Annotated in this window: 12 protein-coding genes; 4 read left to right on the top strand and 8 right to left on the bottom strand. The window is 65.3% G+C overall.

Features of this window, described 5'->3' with window-relative positions; genetic code table 11:
• Positions 1–100: 100 nt before the first annotated feature.
• From dnaX to ACEUCR_RS00930, 3 genes are all read right to left on the bottom strand, one after another.
• Positions 101–2,770, bottom strand: coding sequence for a DNA polymerase III subunit gamma/tau (gene dnaX, locus ACEUCR_RS00940; protein ID WP_408787549.1), 2,670 nt, complete (start codon positions 2,768–2,770; stop codon positions 101–103).
• A gap of 287 nt (positions 2,771–3,057) precedes the next feature.
• Positions 3,058–3,603, bottom strand: a complete 546-nt coding sequence (apt, locus tag ACEUCR_RS00935; protein WP_041997151.1) for an adenine phosphoribosyltransferase — start codon at positions 3,601–3,603, stop codon at positions 3,058–3,060.
• A 126-nt stretch (positions 3,604–3,729) separates the two neighbouring features.
• Positions 3,730–4,107 (bottom strand): YbaN family protein, encoded by a 378-nt coding sequence (locus ACEUCR_RS00930; protein ID WP_041997148.1) that lies wholly within the window; start codon positions 4,105–4,107, stop codon positions 3,730–3,732.
• Positions 4,108–4,284: 177 nt separating this feature from the next.
• Here ACEUCR_RS00930 and dusC point away from each other — a divergent pair, with 177 nt between their 5' ends.
• The 4 genes from dusC (at position 4,285) to ACEUCR_RS00910 (ending at position 7,619) form a co-directional block, all read left to right on the top strand.
• Positions 4,285–5,229: a tRNA dihydrouridine(16) synthase DusC gene (gene dusC / locus ACEUCR_RS00925; protein ID WP_041997145.1), complete on the top strand. Its 945-nt coding sequence runs from the start codon at positions 4,285–4,287 to the stop codon at positions 5,227–5,229.
• Positions 5,230–5,301: 72 nt separating this feature from the next.
• Positions 5,302–6,129, top strand: coding sequence for an AraC family transcriptional regulator (locus tag ACEUCR_RS00920; protein WP_408787547.1), 828 nt, complete (start codon positions 5,302–5,304; stop codon positions 6,127–6,129).
• Between the two features lie 74 nt (positions 6,130–6,203).
• Positions 6,204–7,169 carry a DMT family transporter gene (locus ACEUCR_RS00915; RefSeq protein ID WP_408787545.1) on the top strand — a complete coding sequence of 322 codons (966 nt, stop codon included), beginning with the start codon at positions 6,204–6,206 and terminating at the stop codon, positions 7,167–7,169.
• A gap of 81 nt (positions 7,170–7,250) precedes the next feature.
• The gene (locus ACEUCR_RS00910; protein WP_041997137.1) at positions 7,251–7,619 is read left to right on the top strand and encodes an RNA polymerase-binding protein DksA; all 369 of its coding nucleotides are present in this window, start codon (positions 7,251–7,253) and stop codon (positions 7,617–7,619) included.
• A 139-nt stretch (positions 7,620–7,758) separates the two neighbouring features.
• Here the strand turns inward: ACEUCR_RS00910 and rnd are convergent, their stop codons facing one another.
• From rnd to tsaB, 5 genes are all read right to left on the bottom strand, one after another.
• Entirely contained in the window at positions 7,759–8,871 is a 1,113-nt protein-coding gene (gene rnd, locus ACEUCR_RS00905; protein ID WP_162625744.1) for a ribonuclease D, read from the bottom strand.
• Positions 8,872–8,956: 85 nt separating this feature from the next.
• Positions 8,957–10,717: a long-chain-fatty-acid--CoA ligase FadD gene (fadD, locus tag ACEUCR_RS00900; RefSeq protein ID WP_244911242.1), complete on the bottom strand. Its 1,761-nt coding sequence runs from the start codon at positions 10,715–10,717 to the stop codon at positions 8,957–8,959.
• Positions 10,718–10,895: 178 nt separating this feature from the next.
• Positions 10,896–11,747 carry an alpha/beta fold hydrolase gene (locus ACEUCR_RS00895; RefSeq protein WP_408788997.1) on the bottom strand — a complete coding sequence of 284 codons (852 nt, stop codon included), beginning with the start codon at positions 11,745–11,747 and terminating at the stop codon, positions 10,896–10,898.
• 15 nt (positions 11,748–11,762) lie between these two features.
• Positions 11,763–12,293 carry a Slp family lipoprotein gene (locus ACEUCR_RS00890; RefSeq protein WP_392440969.1) on the bottom strand — a complete coding sequence of 177 codons (531 nt, stop codon included), beginning with the start codon at positions 12,291–12,293 and terminating at the stop codon, positions 11,763–11,765.
• Between the two features lie 29 nt (positions 12,294–12,322).
• A complete protein-coding gene (gene tsaB, locus ACEUCR_RS00885) occupies positions 12,323–13,024 on the bottom strand; it encodes a tRNA (adenosine(37)-N6)-threonylcarbamoyltransferase complex dimerization subunit type 1 TsaB (protein ID WP_408787542.1) in 702 nt (233 codons plus the stop codon).

Genomic DNA, 13,024 nt, shown 5'->3' with positions numbered 1-13,024 from the left:
GTTGAAATCCGGCGCACCTGGCCGGGCGTTAGGCTCGTCTGTCCTAGATGGGGACGGCCGAGCGGCATTTCAAGCGGGGAGCGCACTCCCCGCACCTGATTCAGCGATTGAGGGGCTCGATACTCTCCATGTGGAGCTCGGCACCGAATCGCTGACGTAAAAACTGCACATTGGGATCCTGCTCCAGATCCCGCCCCGCCTGCTCGAGCACCCCGAGGTAGAGGCGATGCTCTATCTCCAGCGGCGTCTCCTGCTCGGGCACAGTGCCCAGGGTCACCTCGATGCGCACCTCGCGACCAAGCTCTGGGCCTATGATGGTCGCGAGCTCGGCCAGGGCGCGATCGCTCACCAGATGACGCTGCTCGGGTTTGAGGGTCAGCAAGACCCGCTCCTCCTGCTGGCTCATCACCGCATTGATGGCGAGTTGACGCAGTCGGCCCCCCACCCGGGTGCGGGCGATGAGCTCGCTCCAGGGATCGCCGCAACTGGCGAGCAGACTGGCGGGGATGAGTCGGCTCGGCTCGTCCCCCACCTCCTCTTCCTGCTCGCTCTCGATGGCGTTCCAGTCGATGGTCTCGAGGGTCGGAACCGCCGTCTCTGTCCTGGCCGGGGCAGCATTCCCCTGCGCCGGGGGCGAGACGGGGGTGGGAGCAGGCCCAGGAGCCGCAGGGGCGCCATGGTCGACGGGGTGCTGCGCCCCGGTCGAGGGACCGTCGGGATCCCAGGGGGGAGAGTCCGCCTCGCGCCCGCCCTGGCTGGCACTGCGCGGCCCACTCGGCGTCGCCAACGCGGACGCTGGCGCGCTCGGCTCACCCTGGGCCAGGTACTCCTGATAGGCCTGAAGGTCCCCCTCCCCCTCGTCCCGCTCGCTTGGGACATCATAGGACCAATCTCCCTGCCAGGGGGTCTCCCCCGCGGCTGAGGAGGCCGGCGCCGCCGGGCTCGGGATGGCCGCGGGCACCTCGGCGACATCAGGCTTGGCCGAGGCCCCAAGATTCCCCTGGGCAGTCCCTTCGGCCATCGCCGCCGATCTGGTTGCGGGTCTGGCCGCCCCTTCCGAGGCCCGCAGCCGGCTGCGCAGCATGTTGCGGGTGCCAAGCAGGCTCATGATGCCGCCCCCGGCGCGCTCCTCCCCTGCTGCCGTGTCGGCTGCGGCGGGCATCCCCTGAGGGGCCGGCCCTTCCCCCTGCCGGGGCATTGAAGGCGTCAGCCCCCCAGCCTCACCCTGATCGGGATAGGGGGCAGGCGGCTGCCCGCTCCCGGACGGATGCGCTGGCGACTCTGCCTGCGGACCCGCAGGCACACGCCCCATCTGGGCAGAAGGCGCGTCTCGATAGCCCATCTCGCTCGCCGCCTGCAACAGCGCCTCCTGCTCGGCAAAGAGCGGGGAGAGCGCCTCGCTTGTCATCTCCTCAACCTGGCTGGGCGGGCTCGCCAGCTCGCTCTCCCCTGGCCGTGCCAGGGGGGCTGCGTCACCCACTGCTGCGCCAGAGGCATCCGCCTGCGCCGGCCGGGCCTTGACCTCCTCGGCTGGCGGAAGAGGCGCAGGCGCCGGGGCGGCGCCGCTGTCACGGGCGAGCGCCGGGGCAGGTTCAGCCGGTTGCGGCTTTCCCAACCCCAGGGGAGCGGCCCCCTGCCCCGCCTGTGTCGGCAGGGCACCCAGGCTTGCCGGGTGTATCGGGTCGCGCCGGGGCGAGAAGGCGAGCATGCGCAGACAGGTCATCTCCAGGGCGGTGCGACCGTCCGGGGCCCAGGGCAAGTCCTTGCGCCCCCCCAGCACGATTTGATAGCAGAGCTGCACCTCCTCCGGGCTCATGGCCTTGGAAAGCTGCATCAGGGCGTCCGCCTCCATCCCCTGCTCCTGCACGCTGGCCGGCAGCAGTTGTGCCAGGGCGATGCGATGGAGCAAAGCTTCCAGCTCGGCATGGAGCTGATCAAAATCCGGCCCCAGGGTCGCTATCTCCCCTATCTTGGCCATGGTGACCTGGGCATCCTGGCGTAGCACCGCCTCCAGCAACTGGTGCAGGTGGTGATGATCCAGGGTACCGAGCATGGCCAGCACGCTCGCCTCCCCCACCCGGCCATTGCCGTGGGCCAGGGCCTGATCGGTGAGGCTCAGGGCATCGCGCATGCTGCCATCGGCCGCCTTGGCCAGGGCCTGCAAGGCGCGCGGCTCGAAGGGCTGCCCCTCCTGCTCCAGCACCCAGGCCAGCTGCTTGGCGATCAGCCCCTGATCCAGGCTCTTCAAGTGGAACTGCAGACAACGGGAGAGGATGGTGATGGGCAGCTTCTGGGGATCCGTAGTGGCCAGCAGAAACTTCACATAGGGGGGCGGCTCTTCCAGGGTTTTGAGCAGGGCGTTGAAGCTGTGGCGCGACAACATGTGCACCTCATCGATGAGGTAGACCTTGAAGCGGCCGCGGGCCGGGCGATATTGCACGTTGTCGAGCAGTTCCCGGGTGTCTTCCACCTTGGTGCGCGACGCTGCGTCTATCTCCAGCAGATCGACGAAGTTGCCCTGATCTATCTCGCGGCAGGTGTCGCACACACCGCAGGGGGTGCTGCTGATCCCCTGCTCGCAGTTGAGGCTCTTGGCCAGGATGCGGGCTATGGTGGTCTTGCCCACGCCACGGGTGCCGCTGAGCAGATAGGCATGGTGCAGCCGCCCCTGATCCAGGGCATTGGTCAGGGCGGTCAGCACATGTTGCTGGCCCACCACTTGCTCGAATGTATGGGGGCGCCATTTACGCGCCAGAACCTGATAGCTCATAGAACCTTTGAGTGCGGGGATGACAGGGCATTGAGGCCGAATGCTAACACAAATGGCGAGAGCCCTGTAACGACCATGGCGTCAAGTTGCGGCAAAGCCCGGGATAAGTGCCGCTATTTCAACCAGATAGATGAGCAAGGCCATCCTCCCGCCCCGGATCGCCGCGCCAGCCGGAAGATGGGAGCCCCATAAAACAACAGGGAGCCCGACCCGTCGTGGCTCCCTGTATCAGGCAGGCGGCTGGCGCCCCTGGCAAGTGGCGTCTGCCGCCCGTTCACTCCCGCCCCTTAGGCGCCGGCCAGTTCGACCAGGGAGACCACCTTGATGCCGGCTTCCGTCAGGCGAGCATCGCCACCGAGGGACGGCAGGGAGATGATGAAGGCCGCATCGGCCACCTCACCCCCGGCGCGGCGGATGAGCTTGACGGTGGCATCGACGGTGCCGCCGGTGGCCAGCAGATCGTCCACCACCAGTACCTTGTCACCGGGGACTATGGCATCGGTGTGCAGTTGCAGGGTGTCGGTGCCGTATTCGAGCGCGTAGGACTCCTCGATGACGGCGCGGGGCAGCTTGCCTGGCTTGCGCACCGGCACGAAACCCAGCCCCATGGCGAAGGCCACAGGGGCGCCGAAGATGAAGCCGCGGGCCTCGGTGCCGACGATCTTGGTGATCCCCTGATCACGGTAATGATCGGCCAGCAGATCGATGGTGGCCTTGAAGGCCTCGGCGTTCTCGATCAGGCTGGTGATGTCACGAAACAGGATCCCGGGCTTGGGATAGTCGGGGATGGTCTTGATGCTGGCTTCGATAAATTTCAGAATGTCCGGATTCATGTGATGACCGCTTATTTTTTGACCCGGCACAGGCCGATGGGCCAGGCGCCGGGAAAACAAAAAGGCCCATCGTGCAAAAACGACAGGCCAACTCCATAGCATTATTGCCGCAATAGCTTAGGGACTTCACTTCTTCATTGCAACCGGCTCCAGCACAGGCAAACGTATTAGCCAGGTGAGCAGGATCACCATGATGACAATCAGCAGCCAGCGCACCCAGTCGACGGGCACCAGAGCCAGGGAGAAGGCGAAGCTCACCAGGATGAAAAGGATGGCGCGGCGCCTGGCATGGCGCCGAATGCCGCGATACAACTGCCAGTCATGGATGGGGGGCCCGAACCAGGGGTGCGCCAGCAGCCAGCGGTGAAAACGGGGGGACGAGCGGGCAAAGAGGGCCGCCGCCAGCAACATGAAGGGGGTGGTCGGCAGCAGGGGCAGGACTATCCCGACTATCCCGGTGGCGAAGGCGAGCCAGCCCAGGGCCATCAGACACCAGCGTTTCATGGGTACTCCTCTGAATGCATCTCTGCCTTTAGCCTAACAGAGTTGGCCCGGAAGCTGACAGCCCGGCCCATGCGGCGGCAGTCGATTAGGCTCATCGAGTGGGCAGACGGCTGACAACGCCAGCCATTGCCACTACAATCTGCGCTCTTTTTTCTCCCCTTGTCTTCGGAAGCAGTTATGCGCGTAATTTTGGCCCCCATGCAGGGGGTGCTCGATCACCTGATGCGGGAGGTGCTCACCTCCGTCAACGACTATGACCTGTGCGTCAGCGAATTCGTGCGGGTGGTCGATCAGCTGCTGCCCACCAAGGTCTTCTACCGCATCGCCCCCGAACTCAGGCAAGGGGGCAAGACCCGCGCCGGCACCCCGGTGCGGGTGCAACTGCTGGGTCAGCATCCCGAGTGGCTGGCAGAGAATGCGGTGCGCGCCATCGCGCTCGGCTCCCCCGGGGTGGATCTCAACTTCGGCTGCCCCGCCCCCACGGTCAACAAGAGCAAGGGGGGCGCCGTGCTGCTCAAGGAGCCGGAGGCCGTCTATCGCATCGTCAAGGCGGTGCGGGAGGCCGTGCCGGCCCATCTGCCGGTGAGCGCCAAGATCCGCCTGGGCTACGATGACAAGTCGCTGTTTCTGGAAAATGCCCACGCAGCCAGTGACGGGGGCGCGGTGGAGCTGGCGGTGCACGCCCGGACCAAGCGCGAGGGCTATCGCCCCCCCGCCCACTGGGAATATGTGGATGCCATCCGCCGCGCCCTGCCCATCCCGGTCACCGCCAACGGCGAGATCTGGAACCATGAGGACGCCCTCACCTGCGCCCGGGTCTCGGGCTGCGACAGCCTGATGGTGGGACGGGGCGCCGTCTCCCTGCCCAACCTGGCCCGGGTGATGAAGACGAACTGCCCCCACATGAGCTGGTCCGAGGCCCTGCGCCTCATGGTGAGCTACACAGAGCAGGATCTCGCCGGGGAGAAGGCGGACTATTACCCGAGCCGGATCAAGCAGTGGTTCTCCTATCTCAAGCGCGAGTATCCCCAGGCCGATGCCCTGTTCACCGAGGTGCGCCTGCTCAAGCACGCCGACGAGATCCGCGCTCGCCTGCTGGTCGAGAGCGAACGCCACCCCTGAGCGCGCCCGGCCCTCGTCTTGGCCGCCGCCCCGCGGCGCCTTATGATGAGGGCTCAATGACAGGAGGTCAGGATGCAGGGAGTACCGGTCACCTTTACCCATCAGCACGACAGGGCCGATTTTCGCCCCCTGCCGGGCCAGCCTGCGACCGAGCTCTACCGCGCCCACATCCAGCACCACGCCTTCGATCCCCACAGCCACGAGGGGTTTGGCCTCGGTGTCATCGAGTGCGGTGCCGAGCGCTTTCGCTATCGCGGCAGCCAGCACCTGGCGGGCCCAGGCAGCCTGGTACTGATGAACCCCGACGAGCTGCACACCGGCGAGGCCGCCTGCGAACAAGGGTGGCGCTATCGCATGCTCTACCTGCCCGCCTCTCGGCTCGAGGCCATCAGCGGCGAGCGCGGCTGGCATTTTGCCGAGGCGGTGCGCAGCGACCCGCACGCCGCTCCCCTCCTGCAAGCGACCCTGGATGCCCTCTGGTACTGTGACAGCGCGCTCGCCGCCGACGGCCTGCTGCTCACCGTATGCGAGGCCCTGCGCCCCCACGCCCGGGCCCTGGCGGCCCCGCGCGAAGCAGCCCACCCTCTGGGGCGCGCCATCGACTATATGCAGGCCTGTTTTGCCCGCCCCATCACTCTGGCAGAGCTGGCGGGGGCGGTGAACCTCAGCCCCTACCACTTCCAGCGCAGCTTCAAGGCCCGCTTTCACGTCACCCCCCAGCAGATGCTGATGGCCATCCGCCTGCAGCGCGCCAAGGGGTGGCTGGCCGCCGGCCTGCCCGCCGCCGAGGTGGCCGCCGCCTGTGGCCTGGCCGACCAGTCGCACCTCAATCGCGCCTTCCTGCGCCGCTATGGCACCACCCCGGTGCGCTACCAGAAACAGGTGCAGGCCGGCCGCTAAAGCGCAATCTGGTTCAATACGCCGCCACTCCCCCCTGCTAGGCTGGCCTTCTTCTTCTCCAACGGATATTGAAAATGTTGCTCGGAGTCCTGTTTGCCCTGCTGGCCGGCCTGATGTGGGGGCTCATCTTCGTCGCCCCCCTGCTGGTGGACGGCTATCCCCCCGCCCTGCTCGCCAGCGGCCGCTATCTCGCCTTCGGCCTCATCGTGCTGCCGCTGGCCTGGCGGGCCCGCAAGCGCCTGGCGGCCCTCTCTGCCAGCGACTGGCGCGAGGCCCTCGCCCTCACCCTGGTGGGGAACCTCGTCTACTACTTCTGCCTGTCGGGGGCCATCTTGCGCATCGGCTCGCCCCTGGCGGCCATGTTGATCGGCACCCTGCCGGTGGTGACGGCCCTGGCCGCCAACCGCCTCTATGGCGCACGGGACGGCCGCCTCTCCCGCGCCCGCCTCTACCCGGCCCTGCTGCTGATGGGGGCCGGCCTCTACCTGGTCAACCGCACCGAGCTGACCTGGCAGGCAGAGGCACGCACCGATCAGCTGCTCGGGCTCGCCCTGGCGGTGGCCGCCGTGCTGTGCTGGACCTGGTATCCCCTGCGCAATGCCCGCTGGCTGCGCGAACACCCGGGCCGCAGCCCGGCGCTCTGGGCCACCGCCCAGGGACTGGTGACGTTGCCGGTGGCGCTCGTTGCCTATCTCGGCAGTCTCGGTCATCTCGCCCTGAGCGCACCGGACTTCCCCCTGCCCTTCGGCCCGACTCCCCTGCGCTTCGTGCTGCTGATGGGGGCGGTGGGGCTCTTCTGCTCCTGGCTCGGCACCCTGTGCTGGAACGAGGCGAGCCAGCGTCTGCCGACCGTGCTGGTAGGTCCGCTCATCGTGTTCGAGACTCTGGCGGGGCTGCTCTACGCCTTCATGCTGCGCGGGGCCATGCCCCCCATGATTACCCTGGCCGGCGTCGTCTGCCTGGTGGCGGGGGTGCTCTATGTGCTCGCCGGCAAGCCGAGGCCCCAGCCAGAAAAGCGCGCCAAAGCACGGTTAACTTGACGCATGTCATCTTGACTCTCCCATCGACTCCCTATACTGCCCTGACTCTGTAATCGTCTGTTGGGGGCATCTGTGTGTGAAATGACGCAAGCGCAGTTGGCAGGATGGCGAGATCGCCTGCTGACCGACTGGGCCAGAATTCGAGAGGAGCTGATCGCTCAGCTCAAGGCGAGCCGTCAGGGTGACTGGGCCGAACAGGCCAGCCACTGCGAACGGGATCAGTTGGTGGATCTCACCAGTCGGTTGGATCTGCCGCAGGTAGAGCAGAATGTGGCGGCGCTCAAGCGCATCGACGCCACCCTCTGTCAGATTGAGCTGGGGCTGTTTGGTCTGTGCTCGGACTGCGAGGAGCCGCTGACCCTGACCCAGCTGGATCAGGATCCGACCCGGCAGCGCTGCCCGCGCTGCGAGCAGCGTTATCGCAAGGGCTTCCACGGCCACGAGCTGTAACGGGCCCCTCGCGGGACCCAACCCCGCCCGTCGAGCCAGCCGCAGAGCCAGGCCGAACACCCCACCAGCGTCAATGAAACGGGCCCCCGCCATGGCGGGGGCCCGTTGTTGTCTATCGCTCAACCGGGGGCAGACGGCCTCACTGGGCCAGCAGGTGACCCACCAGCTCATGGCGCCAGCCTTGCAGCAGCATGGGCTTGTCGGCCCGGGCACGCTCTTCCTCGCTCATGCGCCAGCTCCAGGTGAAGTACTGGTGGATGATTTTCTTGCTGGCCACCAGCTCAGGGGGGATGTTGCTGGCCTTGGCCTTCTCCTCCACCAGGGCCTTGATGCGCTTGAGCTCCCCCTTGTACTGGGGGTAATCCACCAGACGGCGGATGGGCTCGGGCCAGCTGTCCGGAGCGCTCTGCTGGGCAGCGGCGACTATGTCCAGCATCCGCTTGCCGTGGATCTTGATCTCGATGGGAGAGAGCCCCAGCTCGTTGAGATCCCGAAGCGAAGCGGGTCGGCGCTCGGCCACCTTGAACAGGTGCAGCTCCTTGACCACGAAGTTGAGGGCCAGATCCCGGCGTACCGCCTCTTTCTGACGCCAGGCCGCCAGCTCGCGCAGGATGGCGAGCTCGCGGCGCCCCAGTTGCCAGGCGTTGACGATGTCGAGATAGGCCTGATACGGATCGCTGGCCTGGGTCTTGCGGGCGCAGTGGTTCTGGCACTCCTGCTCGAACCAGGCAAACTTGCCGCTCTCCCTGAGTCTGGTCATCACCTTCTCGTAGAGGGGCATCAGGTAGAAGACATCCGCCGCCGCGTATTCCAGCTGACGGGGGGTGAGCGGGCGCGCCAGCCAGTCGGTGCGGGCCTGATCCTTTTCCAGCTCCACGCCGAGGAACTCCTTGACCAGGGCGCCAAACCCCACAGACACCCCGTAGCCCAGGAAGGCGGTGGCGAGCTGGGTGTCGTGCACCCGGCTGGGCAGATGGCCCGCCTGGTGCTGGATGAGTTCGAGATCCTCCCCGGCGGCGTGAAGGATGGAGATCTGGTCGGCCTGGCCGAGGCGCTGCCACAAGGGGGTCAGATCCAGGGTCAGGGGATCGAGCAGGGCGAGGCGTTCGCCATCATAGATCTGGAACAGACCAAGCTGGGGATAATAGGTGCGGGTGCGCACGAATTCGGTATCGATGGCGAGCGGCACCCGGGCCAGGTCGGCGAGGTAGGCCGCCAGCTCGGCTTGCTCTGAAATGAGTTGAAATTGCATCTTTGCCTGCATCTTGTCGGTGGGCCCAAAAGAAAAAACCGTGGCCTGAACCACGGTTTACCCCATATCGGCTTGATGGCCCGGCTTATTGCCCGGCCTGCCTGGCTATCTCCTCGTCGCGCAGCACGCGGCGCAGGATCTTGCCCACATTGGTCTTGGGAAGTTCGTCGCGAAATTCTACCAGCTTAGGCACCTTATAGGCAGTAAGATGTTGACGGCAATGGGCAATAACTTCCTCCTGGGTCAATTTGGGATCCTTCCTGACCACGAACACCTTGACCAGCTCCCCGGACACCTTGTGGGGCACACCGACCGCGGCCACTTCCAGCACCTTGGGATGCAGGGCCACCACGTCCTCAATCTCGTTGGGATAGACGTTGAAGCCCGACACCAGGATCATGTCCTTCTTGCGATCGACGATCTTGAAGAAGCCCTGCTGGTCGCACACGGCGATATCCCCGGTGCAGAGCCAGCCATCCTGCATCACCTCGGCGGTGGCCTCGGGCCGTTGCCAGTAGCCCGTCATCACCTGGGGGCCGCGCACCTGCATCTCCCCCGGGGTACCGGTGGCGAGGATGGGGTTACCGGCCTCATCCACCAGGCGGATATCGGTGGAGCAGACCGGCAGGCCGATGGAGCCATTGTAATCGGTCAGATCATAGGGGCAGACGCTCACCAGGGGGGAGCACTCGGTCAGGCCATAACCCTCCAGCAAGGGGGTATCGGTCAGCGTCTTCCACTGCTCGGCCACCGCCCGCTGCACCGCCATGCCGCCGCCGATGGTGAGCTTGAGCTTGGCAAAATCCATGCTCTGGAACTCGTCGTTGTTGACCAGGGCATTGAACAGGGTGTTGACCCCTGTGATGCAGGTAAAGGGGTAGCGCTTGATCTCTTTGACAAAGCCCGGGATGTCGCGGGGGTTGCTGATGAGCAGGTTGTATCCCCCCAGGCGCATGAACAGCAGGCAGTTCACCGTGAGGGCAAAGACGTGATAGAGCGGCAGGGCCGTGACCACGAACTCCTTGCCCCGCTCCAGCACGGGACCATAGACCCCCAGGCACTGCTCGACGTTGGCAATCATGTTGCGGTGGGTCAGCATGGCCCCCTTGGACAGGCCAGTGGTGCCTCCCGTGTATTGCAGGAAGGCGACATCCTCGTTGTGGATCTCGGGTTTGATGTACTGCAGATAGCGCCCCTTGGCCAGGGCCTGGCGCATGGTGCTGGCGTGGGGCAGATTGTATTTGGGTACCAGCTTCTTGACGTACTTGACCACGAAGTTGACCAGCGTCCCCTTGGCCAGCCCCAGGTTGTCCCCCATCCGGGTCAGGATCACGTGCTTGACCGGGGTGCCGTAGACCACCTTCTCCAGGGTATGGGCAAAGTTGGAGACGATGACGATGGCCTTGGCCCCCGAGTCGTTGAGCTGATGCTCCAGCTCGCGGGGGGTATAGAGGGGGTTGACGTTGACCACTATCATACCGGCGCGCAGTATGCCGAACACGGCGATGGGGTATTGCAACAGGTTCGGCATCATGACCGCCACCCTGTCCCCCTTCTCCAGCTTGAGCTCGTCTTGCAGGTAGGCCGCAAACGCCCGGGACTGCTCCTCGAGCCTGCGATAGGTGATGGTCTGGCCCATGTTGACGAAGGCGGGCTGGTCGGCAAATTCGCTCACCGAGGCTTCGAACATCTCGACCAGGGAGCCGTAGATATCGGGATTGATCTCGGCGGGCACCCCCTCTGGATAGCGTGTCAGCCAGATCTTGTCGACCGGCACCGCCTGCTCCCCAGCGGCGTCGGCCTGCTGCAACCTGGTATTCTCATGCTTGCCTTCATGCTCATGCATAACTCGCACCTGTGCGCTCACTGTGTTGCCTCCGTCCCTGTCCCAATTTCAATCACTTGTTTTGAGTTACCGCTCTAATGCCGGGTATCTTTACATATGGCAATAGCAATTAACAGCCAATTAACAAGCGTGAAATGTGAGGAAGGAGGCAAACCTGAAAGATTGAAAACGGGGGATTCTAACGAATGTGACAGAATTTTTCGATAACAATGGCGGTTTGCAGCGGATTATCCATATGAAAATGGTGATTGCCCGCCACTGACTCCCGATGGATCTGCGTAAAACAGTCCCGCCGGGCCAGCCATTGCGCCGTCAGGCTGGCAAAGCCCTGCTCCCCCTGCACGAACAGCACGGGACAGCGGATCGCCGCCATCAGGGCCCTTGCCTGCCCCTCGCTCATGCGCAGCGGCGAGAGATCCCGCAATCTGGCATCGCTGCGCCAATGGAGCCGACCATCCCGCAGGATCAGCTGGCGTTCGCAGATGAGCCTGGCCGCCTCGGGAGAGATATCGGCCACCTTGCAGCGGGCCGCCACCGCCTCGTCGAGGGAGGCAAAACCACTGGAGGCGCGCTCGCGGGTACGGCTGCGATTGAGAATGGCCCGCCGCAGCTGGGCGGGCACCTCCTCATCGGGTTGACTGAGGGGCCCCAGCCCCTCCAGCAGGATGAGCCGCGCCACCTGCTCGGGAAAGACGCCGGCATAGGCGCTGGCAATCAAGGCCCCGAGGGAGTGACCGAGCAGGGTGACATCAGACCAGCCTCCCGCCGCCATGATCTGATGCAGATCGTCGAGCCAGTCGGTGAACACATAAGGAGAAGATTTGTGATCGGACAGGCCGTGCCCCGGCAGGTCAACACAGATGAGATGGATCCCTTCGAGGCAGGCGGCCAGCGGCAGGAAACTGGCGCCATTGTCGAGCCAGCCATGGAGCGCCAGCATCAGGGGCTGGCCCGTACGCCCCGACTCCAGCAGGGCAACACGGCGCCCATTGGCCAGCTGCAACTGCCCCTCTCTCATCCCGGCGTCCATCGTCATGGCCAAGGATCACCAGCGCCGTATCGGCCGCCGCGGCCAGAAGGGATCATAGAAAGGGTCATGGAAATAGGGGTCCATGTAACGCACCTCCACCTCCTTGACCGGTGGCCACAGCTTGCTGCCGGTCACCCTGATCACGGAAAACTGATACTTGTGATCGCCAATCTGGCTCTGCACCGGCTTGTCCAGGGTGCCAAGCACCGTCAGGCTGCGTCCCTTGGCGTAGAGGGTGGGGTCGACAAACCCCTCCATCACCGCCAGGAAGCGGCCAGGGCTCTGCTCGGTCTGCACGGGCACGCCATTGCTCTTGAGGGGCAGATAGACCACCTCGACCAGGCTGCGATCCTGTTCGTTATGCACGGCGGCGATGACGCCACTCCAGCGGGCCGGTTTTCCCTCCTGCCCCGCCAGGGCGGGTTGATAGGCCACCAGGGCGGTTTCCGGCTCATAGGCCAGCTCCTTGGGGGTGGTGCTGCACCCGGCCAGCACCAGGGCGCCCAGGCCCAGCAGCAGGTATCTCAACAGACGGCTCTCATTCATGTTTGTCTCCTTCACCGGGTGCACAAGGCTCACTCCCGGCCGGGCAGCTTCTTCCAGGTTACCTTGTCTCTGAGGTATACGGGGGTGGCCTGCTCCGGGGTCACCGCAGCCCCGGCCAGCCAGGCGGCCCTCGCCAGGGGCAGCATGTCCAGGGCGGCGGGCAGGCGCGCCGCCGGACAGGGTTTCTGCTCATCGGCCAGGGCGCTCAGGCCATCAGCATAGGTCTCAAAACCTGTACCCGCGCTAAACCAGAGGCCGGAAAGCGTCGGCTGCTGCGCCACCGCCTCGGGGGCCGTGACCTGCTCCTCGCCATCCAGCACCATGATGCCGTCTTGCAGCAGATAGCGGCCCACATAGATCTCCCCCATGCGGGCATCGATGGCACTGATCACCCGCGTTGCTCCCTCCTGGCGATGGGCCCCCTGGGCCATGGCCGCCAGGGTGGAGATGCCAAGCAGGGGTACACCGGCGCCAAAGGCCAGTCCCTGGGCCACGCCGACCCCGATCCGCACCCCGGTAAAGGAGCCAGGCCCCCGGCCAAAGGCGATGGCATCGAGATCGCTCAGGGCAATGCCAGCCTCATCGAGCACGGCCTGCACCATGGGCAGTATCTTCTTGGTGTGATCCCGCGGCGCCTCTTCCCAGCGAGCATAAACGCGCTCCCCCACCAGCAGGGCGGCGGAGCAGGCTTCGGTGGCGGTATCCAGGGCCAGGATCTTCAACTCATTCAT

This window comes from Aeromonas bivalvium (assembly GCF_046078285.1).
Lineage (GTDB): Bacteria > Pseudomonadota > Gammaproteobacteria > Enterobacterales > Aeromonadaceae > Aeromonas > Aeromonas bivalvium.
Note: the sequence above shows the minus strand (reverse complement) of the source record. Positions and strands in the feature narration are given on the sequence as shown.